Below are 17,839 nucleotides of genomic sequence, written 5' to 3'. Positions count from 1 at the left end.
ATTGATGGTTCGTAAAGAAATGATAGCAATGCTGTTAGCTGGTGGAGAAGGTAAGCGGCTTGGTGTGTTAACAAAGGATTTGGCGAAGCCCGCTGTCTATTTTGGCGGGAAGTATCGAATCATTGATTTTACGCTCAGCAACTGTGTTCATTCAGGGATAGATACAGTAGGGGTGCTGACACAGTATCAACCGCTTGAGCTAAATCGTTATTTGGGAATAGGTTCGCCTTGGGGCCTTGATCGCAGAGATGGTGGAATGACAATATTACCTCCTTATGTGCAGAAAGAAGGAGGCGTTTGGTATAAAGGAACCGCCAATGCAATCTATCAAAACATTCCTTATATAGAACGCTATGATCCAGAATTTGTGCTGGTAATTTCTGGAGATCACATTTATAAGATGGATTATGATCGAATGCTGCAGCATCATAAGCGTACTGGTGCGGAGCTGACTATAGCAGGTTTTGAAGTAGAGTGGAAGGATGCAAGTCGCTTTGGTTTAATGCATGTAAATGATGAGATGGTTATTACTGGCTTTGAAGAAAAACCTAAAATCCCGACAAGTAATCTAGCTTCTATGGGCGTTTATATATTTAACTGGAAGACATTAAAGAAATATTTGATTGCAGATGAAGAAAATGCTGAGTCAAGCAACGATTTTGGCAAAGATGTCATTCCTGCAATGATGAAGGATGGATTGCTGTTAAGCTGCTATACATTTGACGGTTATTGGCGTGATGTCGGAACAATTGACAGCTTATGGGAAGGAAATATGGATTTGTTGGAAGAAAAGCCACCGTTAGAGTTAAATGACCCCCAATGGAGAATTTATTCCGTCAATCCTAACCAACCTGCACAATACATAACGGAGGAAGCAAAGGTGACTTCGAGTATTGTATCTGAAGGATGCTTTATCGAGGCAGAGGTTCATCGTTCGGTATTGTTTTATGGTGTAGAGATAGGGCAAGCTTCAATTGTTCATGAATCGGTAATTATGCCCCGTGTGAAAATCGGTAAAAATGTGAAAATTTACAGAGCCATTATCGGTGATGGCGCAGTAATTGAAGATAATACAATTATCGGTGCTCCTGATAGCACTGAAATTAAAGTAATCCCTGTAGGTGAGCATGTATTTTCGCAAGAAAATTTAATGGGGGTGGAATAATGAACAGCTTAAAGGTTATGGGTGTAGTCAATCTTATCCATGAAACAGATGAACTCGATAAGCTTACAATTGGGCGCTGTACAGCGACAGTACCCTTTGGAGCTCGTTATCGGTTAATAGATTTTACTTTATCTAATATGGTCAATTCAGGAATTAACCAAGTCGGCATTTTTGTTCATAAAAAATATCGTTCCTTAATGGACCATATTGGAAACGGTAAGAGCTGGGATCTGCAAAGCCGTCAAAGCGGATTGTTTGTGTTGCCGCCCATCACAGATGATGTACAGGAGCTTAGTCGCGGAGATTTATTCCACTTTTATCAAAATCGAGACTTTTTCTTGCGCTCAAAGTCTGATTACGTGCTCATTGTACGCAGTCATATGGTATGTAATATCGATTATCGTAAAGTGCTTGCCTATCATTTGGAGAAAAATGCAGACATTACAGTAGTATGTCATCGCAGCAGTCAGCCCCTGCTTGGTAAGGCACGCAAGGTGCGTATGGATGAAAATGGAAAAATTACAGAAATCCAAGATTCATATGGCAGAATGCTAAGTGATTATTACAATATGGAAATGTATTTAATGAAAAAAGAGCTGCTTATGGATCTTGTAGAAACTTCATTAGCTAAGGGACAGGATCATCTTGTGCGTCATGCAATATTTTCTAAGCTTTCTCAGCTTAATGTATACGGCTATGTACATGATGGCTTCCTTGCCGTTGTTAATACGATTAACAGCTACTATGAGAATAACATGAAGCTGCTGCAACCAGAGATATGGCGAAGCTTATTCCGAGAGCCAGGTCCAATTTATACGAAGGTAAAGGACGGCCCACCTGCACGCTATTATCATGATGCAGTAGTGGAGCGCTCAATCATTGCTAATGGTTGTCTAATAGAAGGTACGGTGCGTAATAGTATTTTATTCCGCGGTGTCCATGTACATAAAGGAGCCGTAGTTGAGGATAGCATCATTATGCAAAATGGCGTCATCTTACCGAACAGCACAGTCAAATGTGCAATTTTTGATAAAGATGTCGTTATTGAAGAAAATCAGCATGTAAAAGGTGTAAGCTCTGGTCCTTATTTAGCGGGAAAACGTAAAGTCATTTAATCTTGTAAACCGTTAAGCTGCGATAAATGATGAATAGGAGCATTTATTATTTCTCGCAGCTTAATTGTTATATCAATAGAGATAAAGTGATAGGAGGTAGAGAGGATGAATGTTCTGTTTGCAACTTCAGAGGCTGTACCTGTTGCCAAGACTGGCGGTCTTGCTGATGTAGCAGGCGCTCTTCCGAAAGCGCTAGAAGGATTAGGTATTCATACTGCAGTTATTTTACCTAAGTATGGCTTAATAAAAGAGGAGATACTGAAAGATTTCAAGCGAATAGCAGAATTTGAAGTAGCATTTGGCTGGCGTAATCAGTATGTAGGCTTGTGGAAAGGTTTAATTGATGGAGTTACCTACTATTTGATCGACAATGAATACTATTTTAAGCGTGGCGGGCTATATGGCTATGGAGATGACGCAGAACGGTTTGTATTTTTTAGTGTCGCCGTACTTGCCGCAGCTTACTTTTATGAGGAAGAGCATTTTGATCTCATTCATTGTAATGATTGGCAAACAGGACTAATTCCTTTTCTGCTTAAGCAGCGGTTTAAGGAACATAATTATTGGTGTAATACAAGGAGCATTTATACGATTCACAATTTAATGTATCAAGGTATTTATAGTATTGAGCAAATGAAAGAGCTGCTCGGTGCTGGCGACGAGTGGTTTACGCATGAAGGCTTAGAATTCTTCGGCAATGCAAGTTGCATGAAGGCAGGCGTTCAATTTGCAGACAAGCTCACTACAGTTAGTCCAACCTATGCGCAGGAGATTCAAACTGAATATTATGGGGAAGGAATGAACTCACTGCTAAGTTATCGCCGTGAAGATCTTTATGGCATTATTAACGGTATTGATACGGAGCTTTATGATCCGATGAAGGATAAGCATCTTGTATCTCCCTACCGTCATTCATTAGCAAGAAAGCGCAAAAATAAAATTGATTTACAGGCGGAAATGGCGTTGCCCATTGATGAAAACATTCCTTTGATCGGTCTTGTCTCTCGCCTAGTTGAGCAAAAAGGACTTGATCTTGTTATTGCAACATTAGACGAGCTATTGCAAGAGCAGGTACAAATGATCGTTCTAGGCTCGGGCGAGGAGAAGTATGAACGGTTCTTTTATGATGCTTCACTCCGACATCCTAATAAGTTTCGTTTTTGGCTTGGTTATAGCGATCGTATGGCTAGTCGCATCTATGGAGGGGCTGATCTGTTTTCGATGCCTTCTCGTTTTGAACCATGCGGTTTAAGTCAGTTGATTTCACTCCGATATCGTACTGTTCCGATTGTGCGCGAAACAGGCGGGTTGAAAGATACCGTTACTCCTTACAATGAGTATACATTTGAGGGGAATGGCTTTACCTTTACGAATTACAACGCTCACGATTATTTATTTACGGTGAAGCGAGCGATTGGATTCTATCATGATCGCGATGTTTGGCAACGCATTGTCGATAATGGTTCACGTGACGACTATAGCTGGAAAAATTCAGCGAAGCAATATAAATCGCTTTATCAAACATTAAAGAACTAGGAGAGGGGAATCTTCATGGCTCGTCATCTTGTTGTTGGAAATGGTAAGCTGCTTATTAACTTAGATCAACATGGTTTTATCCGCGATATTTATTATCCTTACGTGGGGCAACTAAATCATGTGGGCGGACATTACTGTCGCGTCGGAATTTGGGTAGCAGGCGAATTTTCATGGCTGGATCATCCCGAATGGAAATTTAAGTTGGATTATTTGGATGATTCACTTGTCACAAATGTTATCGCCAAACATGACCGCTTAGGTGTGCAGTTGCAAATTCACGACGGTATTCATCAACGAGAGTGCATTTTCTTAAAGCAGGTTACAATTCGTAATCTTCGAGATGATGTGCGAGAAGTGAGACTTTTTTTTCATCAAGATTTGATGATCGAAGGCTCGGAGGTTGGTGATACAGCCGTTTATTATCCTGACAATAATACGATTTATCATTATAAACGTTCAAACTATTTTATGTTTAACGGATTTTCGGACGAGGGCGGAATTTATCAGTATTCAACTGGTGTAAAACGTTTTAACACTGCGGAAGGAACATGGCGTGATGCAGAGGACGGAAACTTGATGGGCAATAGTATTGCTCAAGGCTCTGTGGATAGCACGCTTAGCTTCAAAACAACATTAACTGCAAATTCCACGAAATCGATTTATTATTGGATGTCGATTGGTAAAAATCTTGAAGAAGTAAAACGATTAGATCAATATGTAAGAGATTCGCATCCTGAGCGCTTGTTAAGTAGGGTTGTTGTTTACTGGAGTCATTGGCTGCAGCGGGCTGAATCTGATCTTGGTGATTTGCCGCAAGAAGTTAGAAGGCTGTTTAAGCTTAGCTTATTGCTTGTAAGAACTCAGACGGATGAACGGGGGGCGATTCTTGCTGCGAATGATACGGATATTTTGCAGTATAACCGTGATCATTACAGCTATATGTGGCCGCGTGACGGTGCGCTAATTGCTGATGCGATGTCATTAGCAGGTTATCAGAGCATGATCGCACCATTTTTCCATTTTTGCGCCAATATTCTCTCTAGTGAGGGCTATTTGTTCCATAAATATAATCCTGATGGAACAGTAGGTTCAAGCTGGCATCCGTATATCGTTCAAGGTGTGCAACGATTGCCGATTCAAGAGGACGAAACAGCACTTGTATTATTAGCTTTATGGAAGGACTATACCAGACATCAAGTTATTGAGCTGCCACAAAGCTTATACTCTAAATTAATTCGTAAGGCTGCTAATTTTTTAAGCAGTTTTATCGAGCCAGAGCTAAATCTGCCGAAGCCAAGCTATGATTTATGGGAGGAACGCTTTGGCATTTGGACGTATACAGCAGCTAGCGTTTATGGCGGTTTAATGGCGGCAGCATACTTTACAGACTTATTTGGTGACTATGAACGCAGTGATCATTATCGTCATACTGCTGAAAAAATCAAACAAGGGATGATCGAGCATTTATGGGATGAGGAAGCGGGCCGTTTTGCACGCGGACTTATTTTTAAGGATGGAGCATGGGTTAAAGATATGACATTGGAAAGCAGCCTGTTTGGGGTGCTGGAATTCGGGGTACTGCCTGTAGAAGATGAGCGTGTCCAAAAAACGATGTTGGCAATAAAATATGGATTGCAGGTAAAAACAGAGATCGGCGGTATCGCGCGTTATAGAAACGACTATTATTTCCAGCAAACAGGAGATATCGATCGTATTCCAGGTAATCCATGGATCATTTGTACTCTGTGGGTTGCCAACTTTGAAATTGACTCAGCTAAAACATTAGCCGATCTGGAAAGCCCAAAGAGAACGTTAGAATGGGTAACAAGACATGCTTTAGAAAGCGGAATATTGCCAGAGCAGCTTAATCCGTTCGATGGCAGTCCATTATCGGTTGCGCCGCTAACTTGGTCTCATGCTACTGTTGTTCAATCGGTTTGTAAATATGCGGCTAAATATCGTCAGTTAAAAACGAAACAAGAAAATTATGTAAATCAATAATTGTTCTCTCTTTTTCATTTCCATAGACAAAAAAAGATGCTTAGAACGCCGCATAAACTTGCGTCTTCTAAGCATCTTAATTTTGCTGTGCTGCTGTAAGCTCTTGAAGATTAATCGTTAATCCATCCAAAAATTGACGAATATTCTTTTGCCGATTATCAGCGACTAATTTTTCTCCGTTACCAATATGAATATTGGAGGAAGAGGAATTGATTATGATGTTTACTCGTCCTACTTCAATTGTTGGCTGCGTATTAGGTAATGGTGCCAGCTTACTGTACATTTCATGTACTACCTTTCCAGCAGGCAAATTTTCAAATAATGGAGGCATTTCATAAAAAAACATCGGATACCAAGAAAAATAAGGCTCATCAGTACCATAAGTCGCTCTGCTGCGTAAAATAGATAAACCTTGATGGTAAAGATAGGTAGACTCTCGATCTCCTATTTGCAGAACCGAGCTGGTGGAGTTATTTACAACATTTAGCCGATTCAGCTTTACGCACGTTTCTTTGCTCATCTACTGGCTCCTAATAAGTATTTAGAGGAGTGACAAAAGACTGAATTGATTGCACTTGAGGAAATGGACCGATCTGTATGCTGTCAGGCACATCCTCAGCAATTGCATATAGAATAACTTGATCATTATCCCCGATTTGGAAAGTTGAACTCGAGGAAACCGCGATAATATCGATATTGCCTACCTTTAAATGCTGCTGATGAATATATATATTCATTTTTTATCCCTCCGGTTTTTGAGTTAATTGATAAATGTATCGGTCAATTGCTTCCTCAATATCTCGTTTCGTTAAGCTAATTACTTGCTGTAGCAGATTATCTTTGTTGGCATGAGTCAGCTTTATTTGTTGTTCTGTTAAGTAATGATGCACTCTCGCTGGCAACTGACGAGATATATCATCGATGATTAGCTTCATATGCTCTTCATTCATATCGACATTCATTAACGAGCTTTGTCTAGTGATATAGTGTTTATAACCATTATTTAAATCGCTGTTTAACACTTGAATGCAATGATCGATTAATTGTTGATTGATAAGCTCTGAATTGCTTGCTGCTGGTCCTTGCCCCACATTCTTGTTATTTTGTGTTTGCTCTAAAGGAAGTTCACTATCTGTTTGCCCATTCTGCTGACGAACCTTCGCATTTGAATGTTGGAAATTTTGCTCTAAATTATATAGCTTAGCATTTGACTTCTTGCCATATTTAGTAAACGGGGCTTGTGCTTGTTTCTTAGGAACGGATTCATTCGCTGCTGGTATAGCTCCATTGTCATGTTGCTGCTTCATCATAATGTCTTCAATCATCATTGGAAGCTGCTCAGGATTACTTGTAGATAATCCAATTTGCAACGAGCCTTCCAGTGTATCAACCTTTAATTGATCAAAATGATATTCAATTTTGTCGACGTGAATCGTTGCTGGAGATTGCTGCTCTCTGGTGAGCTGTTGTTTAAGCAAGTCGAGCTCCTGTTGCAGCTTTTGGATCATATCCTGCTGCTCCTGCAAGCGCTGCTCTACACGAAAGGCCCAATGCTGCCAAGCGTTAAAATATGTGCCAGAAGGTGGATCAGAATGATGCATAGTGACCAATACCCTTCTTTAATAATTTAGGTTGGGTTAGGCAATGGAACTAGGGAAGGAAAGAAAAACTCTCCTGGTTCACTGGGTTGCTCAAGCACGGTGCCAAGAGGAGACGTTTCGTTAGAATATGAGGTGGCACTAATCCCACCGGAAGTTCCAATTTGCAGCATGGAGCTGTTGCTAATTGCATCAATTCGCAGGTTTCCAATGTAGATATGCTGCTGAACATGGATCGTCATTATGACGTAGCTCCTCCTAAGTTGCCAATTATCTCATTATCTAACGTATTTGTTGCACTTGCTCCCGTATTAGAGTTGGCAAGACTGCCGGTTAAGAAAGAACCTGCACCCGCAAAGGTTTTAGATGAACTGTTTGGGGTAACTCCTATCGAATCGCCAAATTGCACGACTCCCCCTGAACCATTACTGACGATATTTACAAATCCTACGAATGACGGCATAACTTCACCTGCTTTCATTTCTATAATGTAGTCTATGCAGCATTCGCCTAGACGTGACACGTTCGTAGCGGCAGTAGCCTACTATAGAAAGATTGCATATGCTGTATAAGCTAAAAAATATAGTGTAATTTGAAATGAGGCATGAAAAGGTGAGCACAATGAATAATAGATGGTCGGAAGTTGAGAAATGGTTAAATGCAACAAACTTTGAAAAAGCAATGGAAATGTTCAAAGATATTCCTGTAGTCGAACAGTTTTTTCGCAGCTTACGACAAGGTGCAAGCAATAAGGAGCAGACAAATGAAGGGAAAGACTATCGATTTAAAGAAGGAAAAGAGTTTATTGATGTGTTATATACATTGCCAATCAATTGTAATGTTGAAGATTTAAGATTATTTTTACGGGAAGATTATATTCGAATTGAAGGATTACCTGATGATTATATTGAAATGATTAAGCTGCCAAAACTAGTAAAAGCAAAATATTGTCGAGCAAAAATTATTGATCAGGAATTGCAAATTAGGCTGCAAAAGCGTCCGCGTTCAAGAAAGTTTTATGAGCACTACATTCAAACTAGCTAATAAAGCTAGGATTTAGTATAATGACAATGGATTGAGTTCTGTCATATGAAGGAGTGTCTACCTTGACTGTAGTAGATGTAAGCGAAGTTTCAGCAGGATTTTTTGTTTTTGCTGTTGTATTTATATTACTCGTATTTGGTTTACTAAGCTTAGGCATCCTAAAAATGTTTCAGCAGCGTTTTCGTGCTGGCTGGATTAGTTTTGCAGGCGCGGTTGTCAGCTCTATCATCTTTGTTATCTTACTTAATAGATGGTACTTGTAGTTGGAGGCAGCAGCATGAATTTGACAGCAGTCTGGTTTGTAATTAATATTTTCTTTGTTGCATCATTTATTGTGACGCTATTTGTTCAGCGAGCATATTCAATGGCTAAGCAAGAACGTTCTAATGCGCAAAAAATTAGAAAAATATACGTAATACGAAATATTTTTATTGTTGTTACCGTTATATTGTTTATTGCAATGAGCGTTTCGTTTTTAGCTAATATGCATATTAATGGGTAGACTAAGTATAGTTTGGAGGAATGTTCATGCAAACGATTGATGAAATCGTCTCGCTCATGTCTTCCAGTGGGTTAAGAGTAACCGATCAAAGAAGAACGTTAGCGAAGCTTTTTTCAGAAACGGACGGCTATTTGTCGCCTAAGGATGTTTATGAATATATGGGCAAATCCTATTCTGGATTAAGCTTTGATACTGTCTACCGCAATTTGCGAGTAATGGAAGAGCTAGGCGTACTAGAGCAAGTTATGTTTGAGGAAGGAGTAAAGTTTAAGCTGCATTGTCGTGAGCATGATCATCACCATCATTTGATATGCTTAGGCTGCGGAAAAACATATCCTATTAAGGTTTGTCCAATGGATCAAACGGAAGTGCCAGCAGATTTTAAAGTGCTGCGCCATAAATTTGAAGTATTTGGCCATTGTAAAAGCTGTGCTGAAGAAGAAGGGTTGTAAAGTGAAGTCAACAATTACCTCGAATTGGATGAAAAAAGTAGCTAAAGCTCCGATTCATTTTTATCGGAAAGCGATATCTCCGCATATGCCACCAACCTGCCGCTTTTATCCTACATGCTCTGCCTATGCTTTAGAGGCTATTGATAAGCATGGGGTGTTTCGTGGAAGCTGGCTGACAGTGAAACGGATATGCAAATGTCATCCTTTTCATCCTGGCGGCGTTGACTTCGTGCCAGAACCTAGGAGAAAGCATAACTGTGAGGATCATTGAAGGCTTTTGAGAGTCGAGCTAGTATGGGAGCTTGACTTTGCATGGTACTTTTTTTATATTAAATATTGATATGGAAGCCAATGAACAGATGAGTACATTAGTGAGCTTAGATAGAGAGCACGACGGTTGGTGGAAGTCGGCAAAGTAAGCTAGTGGAAGATGGTCTGGGAGGCACTTTTTTCGAGCGTCTTCACTTCGTATCTGCGGATGGTATTGAAGGCTGTAAGGTGTAAGGGAAAAGCGTATGTCTGCGATAAAGACTTAAGCCGATAGGCGCAATGAGCAAGTCAATGTTGATTGACTTGGAAATTGGGTGGTACCACGTGAGTCATGCTCTCGTCCCATGTTGGACGGGGGCTTTTTGATTTTAAACTTGTAAAAAAGTAGGAGGTTTAACGATGGGAAAAAAGACATTTTATATTACAACGCCAATTTATTATCCAAGTGATAAATTGCATATCGGCCATGCGTATACGACTGTTGCTGGTGATGCAATGGCACGCTACAAGCGGTTGAGAGGTTATGATGTTTGGTACTTAACAGGTACAGATGAGCATGGACAAAAAATTGAACGCAAGGCACAAGAAAAAGGTCAAACTCCGAAGCAATTTGTTGACGAAATTGTAGCTGGCATCCAAGCGCTGTGGAAAAAACTTGAGATCTCCAACGATGACTTTATTCGTACAACGGAAGAACGTCATAAAGTTGTTGTACAAAAGATTTTCCAACGTTTGTTGGAACAAGATGATATTTATAAAGGTACTTACGAAGGTTGGTACTGTACACCGTGTGAATCGTTCTTCCTTGAGCGTCAACTGCAGGACGGAAATTGTCCAGACTGCGGACGTCCAGTAGAGCTAGTTAAAGAAGAAAGCTACTTCTTCAGAATGAGCAAATACGCTGATCGTTTGCTGCAATATTATGATGAAAATCCAGAGTTTATTCAGCCAGAATCACGCCGTAATGAAATGATTAACAACTTTATTAAACCAGGACTAGAGGATTTAGCTGTATCTCGTACAACCTTTGATTGGGGTATTAAAGTTCCTGGTGATCCGAAGCATGTCATCTATGTTTGGATTGATGCGTTGACGAACTATATTACAGCAATTGGCTATGGTGATGAGCAAAAGAAAGAAATGTTTGAAAAATATTGGGCTGCGGATGTTCATCTTGTTGGTAAAGAAATTGTTCGCTTCCATACGATTTATTGGCCAATTATGTTAATGGCGCTAGGTCTGCCGCTTCCGAAAAAAGTGTTTGCCCATGGCTGGCTATTAACGAAAGAAGGAAAAATGTCCAAGTCAAAAGGTACAGTTGTTGACCCAGTAGTGTTAATCGATCGTTATGGACTAGATGCACTTCGTTATTATTTGCTGCGGGAAGTTCCATTTGGAGCAGACGGTGCATTTACACCAGAGAACTTTGTAGAACGGATTAATTTCGACCTTGCAAACGATCTTGGAAATCTGCTTAATCGTACTGTTGCGATGATTGATAAATACTTTGACGGAGTCATTCCAACAAGCGGGCTTGAAGCAACAGAGTTTGACAGTGAACTTGAGCGGATCGCAACTCAAACGTTACAGCAAGTTGAAGATGCGATGGAAAAAATGGAGTTCTCCGTTGCTTTAACAGCGATTTGGCAATTTGTTAGCCGCACGAATAAATATATTGATGAAACTCAACCATGGAGCTTAGCGAAAGACGAAAGCAATCGTGGCAAATTAGCTTCAGTAATGAATCACTTAGCTGAATCATTGCGTTCGATTAGCATTTTGCTACAACCGTTCTTAACTCATGCACCAGCGCAAATCTGGCAGCAATTAGGTCTGCAACAGGGCGAGGCTACCGGTTGGGAAAGCATCGGTAATTATAAAGTAATTGCAGAAGGTACAAAAGTTGCTAAAGCAGCGCCAATCTTCCCACGTCTTGATTTGGAGCAAGAGGTAACATTTATTACAGAATCGATGAGTGGTGGTAAAAAGCAAGAGGCTAAACAAGAGCCGCCTGCAGATTTAAAACCAGAAATCGCTATTGATGATTTCTCTAAGGTTGAACTGCGTGTAGCACAAGTCATTAGTGCTGAGCCAATTCCAAAAGCTGACAAGCTATTAAAATTGCAACTAGACCTTGGCTATGAGCAACGCCAAGTCGTATCTGGTATTGCGAAATTTTATAAGCCAGAGGACCTTGTCGGGAAAAAAGTAATCTGTGTGACGAATCTTAAGCCTGTTAAGCTTCGCGGAGAGCTTTCTCAAGGGATGATCCTAGCAGCTTCAAAGGATGACCAGCTAACATTGGCAACAGTAGCAGACAGTATGCCTAATGGGGCAATTGTAAAATAAGGTTAGCTAGTACAAGCTTCAAAATTAAAAATAGACATAGTTTATTAGGATTGTTTAGGTGTCAGATATAAAGCTGACAGTCTAAATAATCCTTTTTTTTATTTCTATGCGAAGTAATGAAACCTATGAAAATGAAAACGGAAGTGAACAGGACGAATACTAGGCAATAATTAATCTGTATTGCAAGGGATAAAGCCAATGGGATTATGGAAAAATGAATAATATACTAAGTTTAATAGTTGACATTACGATTAAGCCCCAATATAATTGAAATCGTAATAGTAACGATTACTATTAAATGCAAGAAACTATAAAAAAGAGTGGGAGAAATAATGAAAAAGAAATTATTATTTATTCTATTAGCTGTAGTCCTAGTGTTGACAGCCTGTGGTAGTAATGAGAAGAACAGTAATAGCGGAAAAAGTAGCAGTGAGCAGGCTAAATTAAATGTTGTTACTAGCTTTTATCCAATTTACTACATAACAAAGCAAATTGGTGGAGAAAAAGTGAATGTGGTTAATTTAATTTCCACTGGAGTGGAACCGCATGATTGGACGCCAAAAAGCAAGGATTTGCTGACCGCATCAGAGGCAGATTTATTGTTATACCATGGAGTAGGGCTTGAAACATGGATAGATAATTTTGTAAATGGATTAGAAAAGGATAGCTCAGTAGTTATTAAGCAGGTAAGCGATGGAATAGAGCTCATTGAACCAGATGATGATGAGCATGGAGCTGAAGCAGAGGAGCATGACCACGATCATGAGGCAGAAGAGCATGATCACGATCATGAAGCAGAGGCAGAGGAACACGATCATGATCATGAGGCGGTGGCTGAGGAGCATGACCATGACCACGAGGCTGAAGCAACTGAAAGCGAGCATAATCATAATCACAATCATAGTCATGACATTGACCCTCATACTTGGGTATCTCCCAAATCAGCTCGCATTATCGCAGAAAATATTAAAAATAGCTTAATTGAGGTTGATCCTGCTAACTCAGCTATTTATGAGCAAAACTATGCGGCGCTAGACGAAAAATTAAAGTCCATCGATGAGCAATATGAGCAGCAGCTTGCCAATGTGTCAAAGCGTACGATAGTCGTATCTCACCAATCATTTGGTTATGTAGCACGTGATTACAATCTTGAGCAAGTTTCGATTATGGGCTTGTCGCCAAGTGCTGAACCAAGAGCGCAGGATATTAAAAATATCGCAAATTTAGTGAAGGAAAAAGGTGTAAAAGTAATTTTCTTTGAGGAGCTAGTCTCTGATAAATTAGCGAAAATGCTTGCTAGTGAAGCTAAAGTTGAAACAAATGTGATATATTCGCTAGAGGGACTAACAACGAAACAGGAAAAAGCTGGAGAAGATTATTTGACACTTATGGAACGCAACTTGCAAAATTTAGTTGAAGCATTACAATAAAACTTATGGAATTGGCTGCGGAGCAATTATTAATGCTCCGTTTTGCTGTGAAGGGGGAGAAAAATGAGTATAGGAACAGAGGATTGTCATCAGGATGTCATAACAGTAGATTCGGTTTCGTTCTCCTATCAGCAAAAAAACGTGATAAGCGATGTTAGCTTTCGCGTAAAGGAACGCGACTTTATTGGATTAATTGGAACAAATGGAGCAGGTAAAACAACGATGCTTAGAATGATTGTTGGCCTGCTAAAGCCTACTTCAGGTGAAATTAAATTATTTGGGGAACCTATCTCCAAGTTTAAAGAGTGGCATAAAATTGGTTATGTTCCGCAAAAAAACGCACTGAATCCGCTATTTCCTGCGACTGTGAAAGAAGTTGTGTTGTCTGGCTTAGTAGGAAAACGAAAGTGGTTTGGCAGATATACTCGTGAAGATCAAATCAAATGCGATGATGCGTTAATGGCAATGGGAGTAGAGGATTTAGCTGATAAGAGGATAGGACAACTTTCAGGCGGTCAGCAGCAACGTGTGTTTCTTGCACGCGCCTTAATTAATAATCCTACACTATTAATTTTAGACGAACCAACTGTTGGGATTGATTATGAAACGCAGGAAAGCTTTTTCCATATGATTAAGCATATGCATCAGCATCATAATATGACGTTTCTTATGGTTTCGCATGATATGGAAATGATTAAAGGATATTTGGGTGCGCAGCCAGCTGCAAAAGCTGGTAAGTTGAACTTTTATATTCGCCATTCACACGAAACACAGGATTGCGTTGAGCAAAATCTTGCCCATAGCTTAAAGCATTTACGAGCACAAATGGCTGGCGTGAAGGAAGGGAATTAGTGTGGATATAATTTGGAGTGGCTTTTTTCAACGGGCATTAATCGGAGGAATGCTGATAGGTATTACGGCTCCACTAATTGGTATCTTTCTAGTGCTGCGCAGATTATCAATGATTGGGGACACTTTAAGTCATGCTGCGATTGCAGGGGTAGCATTAGGCTTTGTTATTGGAGATTTTCCAATTCTGTTTGGACTATTGTTTTCATTATTAGCATCTTTTGCAATTGAAAAGTTACGTAAATCATATAAATCGTATGCTGAATTATCGTTAGCAATTATAATGTCCGGGGGCATTGCGCTTGCTTCAATCTTTTTTACATTGGGAAGAGATTTAAGTATGGATGCAGACAGTTTCCTCTTTGGATTCATTTATACATTAACAGCTACCGATTTATGGGCAATGTTTGCTGTAACGGTTGCTGTACTTTTAATCGTAGGCAAGCATCTGCATGGACTATTTTTAATTACTTTTGATGAGGAAGCAGCGTCTGTAAGCGGCTTGCCCGTGAGCTATTACAATGTTATGATTAGCGTACTTACCGCACTCGTCATTAGCATTTCAATTAAAATTGTTGGCGGGCTGTTAGTGTCGGCATTGTTAACGATTCCTGCTGCTTGCAGCTTGCTATTGGCAAAAAGCTTTAAGCAAAGCATTATTATTGTTGTTGCCGTAGGGGAATTAGCGGTGATTGCCGGATTATTAATTGCTGGTGTATGGAATTTAGCGGCCGGCGGTACCATTGTGCTTGTGCTTATTGTCATGCTGCTACTTATTTTGTTAGGAAGAAATATATTCGCACGACTGGTCTAAACCAAAATGGGGTGATGTTGTGAATGATATTACGATATGGGTCGCTTTTGCAGCGGGCTTTGCTTCGTTTATCTCGCCATGCTGTTTACCGTTGTACCCATCTTATTTATCTTATATAACGGGGATATCTGTTTCAGAAATTATAAACTCTGAACTTAAAGGTAAAAATCGATGGTTAATGCTAAGTCACACCTTCTTCTTTATTTTAGGCTTTAGTACAATTTATTACACGCTAAGCTATGGAGCTAATGCGTTTAGCGAATTATTTTTTGAATACAGTCAATTGATTCGACGTTTATCCGCAATTTTAATTGTTTTAATGGGATTATTTTTAATAGGAATTTTTAAGCCGACGCTGTTAATGAAGGATACTCGCTTTAATTTTATTCCGAAAAAAAGCAGCTATATCGGATCTTACATATTTGGTCTTGGTTTTTCTGCTGGTTGGACTCCTTGTATTGGTCCTGCACTTACTGCTATTGTCGGAATGGCTGCAGCTCAGCCTGGCACTTGGTTTTCATTAACAACCGCCTATGCTTTAGGCTTTGCTATTCCATTTTTCTTAATGGCGTTTTTTCTAGGCTCATCGCGTTGGGTAATAAAGTATTCAGGACGAGTAATGAAGGTTGGCGGTGTGCTGATGATATTTATGGGAATATTATTATTTACTGATCAAATGACCAAAATAACAGTTTGGCTTAATATGATTACCCCTGATTGGTTAAAGTTTTAGTATGTGCAAAATTGTTCATTTTCGCTTAAAAAGTTGCAGAATGATCGTAAAAAAGTGTATGATAGATCAGTGACACCAACGTACGGTGATGAAGCAATGATAGGAGGTTCTTCAATGCCGACTACTCCGAGCATGGAAGACTACTTGGAACGAATTTATAAATTAATGGAAGAGAAAGGATACGCTCGCGTATCTGATATTGCAGAAGGCTTGTCTGTCCATCCTTCTTCAGTTACTAAAATGATTCAAAAGCTAGATAAGGACAGCTATTTAATTTATGAAAAATATCGTGGACTAATCTTGACGCCAAAAGGGAAAAAGATGGGCAAACGGCTAATGGAAAGACATCAATTGCTCGAGGAGTTTTTAACTACGATTGGTGTACAAGAAGAAAATATATATCATGACGTGGAAGGAATCGAGCATCATTTGAGCTCGGATTCTATTACTTGTATAGAAGCGCTAGTAGAATATTTTCGAAGAGATCCATCTCGTATACAAGAATTGCAGCAAGTAAAAATGGAAATGGAAAATAACGACTAATACAATGTTCGTAAAAAAGCCAATATGGAGAGTACACAATGCAACATGCAGTTGTAACTCTCTATATTGGCTTTATTATTTATTAGGAACCTTATTAAAGTTAATGATAACGAGGAGTGTCGTTATCGTCTCTGCCGCCATCAATTACTTTAAATGGCACAGTTTTTGAACGAGAACGTTTTTCTTTTGCTTTACTTGTTTTCGTCGTAGCACGATAGCTGCTGTACGTACGCTGTTGTCCTCTATTTAAAAAAGCAGGCGGCTTTTTGTACCAGTACGCAATGAGCGCGAAAATGACAACAGGGATAATGATCAACATAGGCGATTCTTTTAGAGTAACTGCCACTCCTAATACAATAAGCCCAAGAACAATGTAAGTCCCCCATTTTCTTGCTTTCATAGTGCTATTCTCCTTTCTGCTTACGAGTTAACAGATGCACTATTTTTTTCGTGCTGTTTGTCTAATTCTAACATACGATTAAAGGAGGCAATTGATACTTCAACTTGTTCATTATTTGGTTCTTTTGTTGTTAAAAGCTGTAGCCATAGTCCAGGGTATCCTAAAAAGCGAAGCACAGGAATATCGCGTACAGCATTTGTGATACGAAGCACTTCATAAGAGACACCGAGTACAGCAGGCAGCAGCAAAATTCTTATCCAAATTCGTTCCCATAAAGTATCCCATGTGAACATAGAGTAAATAATAACACCGACAATGACCGTAAAGACGATAAAGCTTGAACCGCAACGATAATGCAAACGACTAAAACGTTGAACGTTTTCCACTGTTAACTCGACACCAGCTTCATAAGCAGAAATCACTTTATGCTCAGCTCCATGATACTGGAACAAGCGTTTAATAATTGGTGTAAGTGTCATTAAATAAAGATAGCCGAATAAGAAAATAATTTTTATTAGACCTTCTATTAAGTTGTGACCAATCTTGTTTTCAAACAGTTTGCCGAACAACAATTGTTCAGCAGCAGCTGGTGCTGCCGTAAAAATTAACTTACCAAAAATGAAGGAAAGTACGCCGATTGCTGCGACGCTGAAAATCATCGACAGACTTAGTCTTCCTTCTTTCTTTTTAGCTTTTTCTAATTGCTTAGCTCGTTCTTCCTCAGTCATGTCCTCCATTTCATCCTCGGCATATTTATCTGCAGAAAAGTTAAGATGAACGGAGCCCTTCGCACTGGATTCAATAATTCCAACGACTCCACGCACAAACGGGATCTTTTTTAGTGCTTGTACCCAAGGTATTGTTTTCTTTGGCACTTCAAAATACTCAATTTCATTATTTTTACGACGAACTGCGGTGACATTAACGTGTTTACCTTGAAACATAACGCCTTCAATGACCGCTTGTCCGCCATATAATGTAGGTGCATTGTCTGACAAGAATAAGTCCCCTTCCTTACTAACCAATATAGTTCTATTG

General features: G+C 39.6%; 22 protein-coding genes and 1 other annotated feature. Of the genes, 15 read left to right on the top strand and 7 right to left on the bottom strand.

Annotation, left to right across the window (positions count from 1 at the left end; genetic code table 11):
- The first annotated feature begins 4 nt into the window (after positions 1–4).
- From AC2TDL_RS01135 to AC2TDL_RS01120, 4 genes are all read left to right on the top strand, one after another.
- Positions 5–1,165, top strand: a complete 1,161-nt coding sequence (locus AC2TDL_RS01135; protein ID WP_484700973.1) for a glucose-1-phosphate adenylyltransferase — start codon at positions 5–7, stop codon at positions 1,163–1,165.
- Positions 1,165–2,280, top strand: a complete 1,116-nt coding sequence (glgD, locus tag AC2TDL_RS01130) for a glucose-1-phosphate adenylyltransferase subunit GlgD (protein ID WP_484698183.1) — start codon at positions 1,165–1,167, stop codon at positions 2,278–2,280. Before AC2TDL_RS01135 ends, glgD begins: the two co-directional genes overlap by 1 nt.
- Positions 2,281–2,385: 105 nt before the next feature.
- A complete protein-coding gene (gene glgA / locus AC2TDL_RS01125; protein WP_484698182.1) occupies positions 2,386–3,816 on the top strand; it encodes a glycogen synthase GlgA in 1,431 nt (476 codons plus the stop codon).
- Between the two features lie 15 nt (positions 3,817–3,831).
- On the top strand, positions 3,832–5,817 hold the full coding sequence (locus tag AC2TDL_RS01120) for a glycoside hydrolase family 15 protein (protein WP_484698181.1): 1,986 nt from the start codon (positions 3,832–3,834) through the stop codon (positions 5,815–5,817).
- Between the two features lie 76 nt (positions 5,818–5,893).
- On the opposite strand, the gene AC2TDL_RS01115 is transcribed toward AC2TDL_RS01120, so the two are convergent.
- Genes AC2TDL_RS01115 through AC2TDL_RS01095 form a run of 5 tightly spaced genes read right to left on the bottom strand, consistent with a single transcriptional unit; the run spans position 5,894 to position 7,938 of the window.
- A complete protein-coding gene (locus tag AC2TDL_RS01115; protein ID WP_484698179.1) occupies positions 5,894–6,337 on the bottom strand; it encodes a spore germination protein GerPE in 444 nt (147 codons plus the stop codon).
- 10 nt (positions 6,338–6,347) lie between these two features.
- Positions 6,348–6,554, bottom strand: coding sequence for a spore gernimation protein GerPD (locus AC2TDL_RS01110; protein ID WP_484698178.1), 207 nt, complete (start codon positions 6,552–6,554; stop codon positions 6,348–6,350).
- Between the two features lie 3 nt (positions 6,555–6,557).
- The gene (gene gerPC / locus AC2TDL_RS01105) at positions 6,558–7,418 is read right to left on the bottom strand and encodes a spore germination protein GerPC (RefSeq protein ID WP_484698177.1); all 861 of its coding nucleotides are present in this window, start codon (positions 7,416–7,418) and stop codon (positions 6,558–6,560) included.
- Positions 7,419–7,444: 26 nt separating this feature from the next.
- Entirely contained in the window at positions 7,445–7,657 is a 213-nt protein-coding gene (locus AC2TDL_RS01100; protein ID WP_484698175.1) for a spore germination protein GerPB, read from the bottom strand.
- Positions 7,657–7,938 (bottom strand): spore germination protein, encoded by a 282-nt coding sequence (locus tag AC2TDL_RS01095; protein ID WP_484698174.1) that lies wholly within the window; start codon positions 7,936–7,938, stop codon positions 7,657–7,659. Before AC2TDL_RS01095 ends, AC2TDL_RS01100 begins: the two co-directional genes overlap by 1 nt.
- 98 nt (positions 7,939–8,036) lie before the next feature.
- Here AC2TDL_RS01095 and AC2TDL_RS01090 point away from each other — a divergent pair, with 98 nt between their 5' ends.
- The 11 genes from AC2TDL_RS01090 (at position 8,037) to mntR (ending at position 16,401) form a co-directional block, all read left to right on the top strand.
- The gene (locus AC2TDL_RS01090) at positions 8,037–8,459 is read left to right on the top strand and encodes a hypothetical protein (RefSeq protein ID WP_484698173.1); all 423 of its coding nucleotides are present in this window, start codon (positions 8,037–8,039) and stop codon (positions 8,457–8,459) included.
- Between the two features lie 62 nt (positions 8,460–8,521).
- Positions 8,522–8,722, top strand: coding sequence for a hypothetical protein (locus AC2TDL_RS01085; protein ID WP_484698172.1), 201 nt, complete (start codon positions 8,522–8,524; stop codon positions 8,720–8,722).
- A gap of 14 nt (positions 8,723–8,736) precedes the next feature.
- Positions 8,737–8,961: a hypothetical protein gene (locus AC2TDL_RS01080; RefSeq protein ID WP_484698170.1), complete on the top strand. Its 225-nt coding sequence runs from the start codon at positions 8,737–8,739 to the stop codon at positions 8,959–8,961.
- 26 nt (positions 8,962–8,987) lie between these two features.
- Positions 8,988–9,413 (top strand): Fur family transcriptional regulator, encoded by a 426-nt coding sequence (locus AC2TDL_RS01075; RefSeq protein ID WP_484698168.1) that lies wholly within the window; start codon positions 8,988–8,990, stop codon positions 9,411–9,413.
- A 28-nt stretch (positions 9,414–9,441) separates the two neighbouring features.
- On the top strand, positions 9,442–9,684 hold the full coding sequence (gene yidD, locus AC2TDL_RS01070) for a membrane protein insertion efficiency factor YidD (RefSeq protein ID WP_484700971.1): 243 nt from the start codon (positions 9,442–9,444) through the stop codon (positions 9,682–9,684).
- Between the two features lie 71 nt (positions 9,685–9,755).
- Positions 9,756–10,031 (top strand) — a binding site (T-box leader).
- 51 nt (positions 10,032–10,082) lie between these two features.
- The gene (gene metG / locus AC2TDL_RS01065; RefSeq protein ID WP_484698167.1) at positions 10,083–12,032 is read left to right on the top strand and encodes a methionine--tRNA ligase; all 1,950 of its coding nucleotides are present in this window, start codon (positions 10,083–10,085) and stop codon (positions 12,030–12,032) included.
- A 332-nt stretch (positions 12,033–12,364) separates the two neighbouring features.
- Complete coding sequence (locus AC2TDL_RS01060) at positions 12,365–13,462, top strand: metal ABC transporter substrate-binding protein (RefSeq protein WP_484698165.1); 1,098 nt, start codon at positions 12,365–12,367, stop codon at positions 13,460–13,462.
- Between the two features lie 63 nt (positions 13,463–13,525).
- Positions 13,526–14,314 carry a metal ABC transporter ATP-binding protein gene (locus AC2TDL_RS01055; RefSeq protein WP_484698163.1) on the top strand — a complete coding sequence of 263 codons (789 nt, stop codon included), beginning with the start codon at positions 13,526–13,528 and terminating at the stop codon, positions 14,312–14,314.
- A gap of 1 nt (position 14,315) precedes the next feature.
- Positions 14,316–15,125 carry a metal ABC transporter permease gene (locus AC2TDL_RS01050; protein ID WP_484698161.1) on the top strand — a complete coding sequence of 270 codons (810 nt, stop codon included), beginning with the start codon at positions 14,316–14,318 and terminating at the stop codon, positions 15,123–15,125.
- Positions 15,126–15,144: 19 nt separating this feature from the next.
- Entirely contained in the window at positions 15,145–15,858 is a 714-nt protein-coding gene (locus AC2TDL_RS01045) for a cytochrome c biogenesis CcdA family protein (protein ID WP_484698160.1), read from the top strand.
- A 114-nt stretch (positions 15,859–15,972) separates the two neighbouring features.
- The gene (mntR, locus tag AC2TDL_RS01040; RefSeq protein ID WP_484698159.1) at positions 15,973–16,401 is read left to right on the top strand and encodes a transcriptional regulator MntR; all 429 of its coding nucleotides are present in this window, start codon (positions 15,973–15,975) and stop codon (positions 16,399–16,401) included.
- Between the two features lie 100 nt (positions 16,402–16,501).
- On the opposite strand, the gene AC2TDL_RS01035 is transcribed toward mntR, so the two are convergent.
- Positions 16,502–16,801 (bottom strand): hypothetical protein, encoded by a 300-nt coding sequence (locus AC2TDL_RS01035; RefSeq protein ID WP_484698157.1) that lies wholly within the window; start codon positions 16,799–16,801, stop codon positions 16,502–16,504.
- Positions 16,802–16,821: 20 nt separating this feature from the next.
- Positions 16,822–17,745: a DUF1385 domain-containing protein gene (locus tag AC2TDL_RS01030; RefSeq protein WP_484700969.1), complete on the bottom strand. Its 924-nt coding sequence runs from the start codon at positions 17,743–17,745 to the stop codon at positions 16,822–16,824.
- Between the last annotated feature and the right edge of the window lie 94 nt (positions 17,746–17,839).

It is taken from the genome of Paenibacillus sp. plas6 (assembly GCF_057221655.1).
Note: the sequence above shows the minus strand (reverse complement) of the source record. Positions and strands in the feature narration are given on the sequence as shown.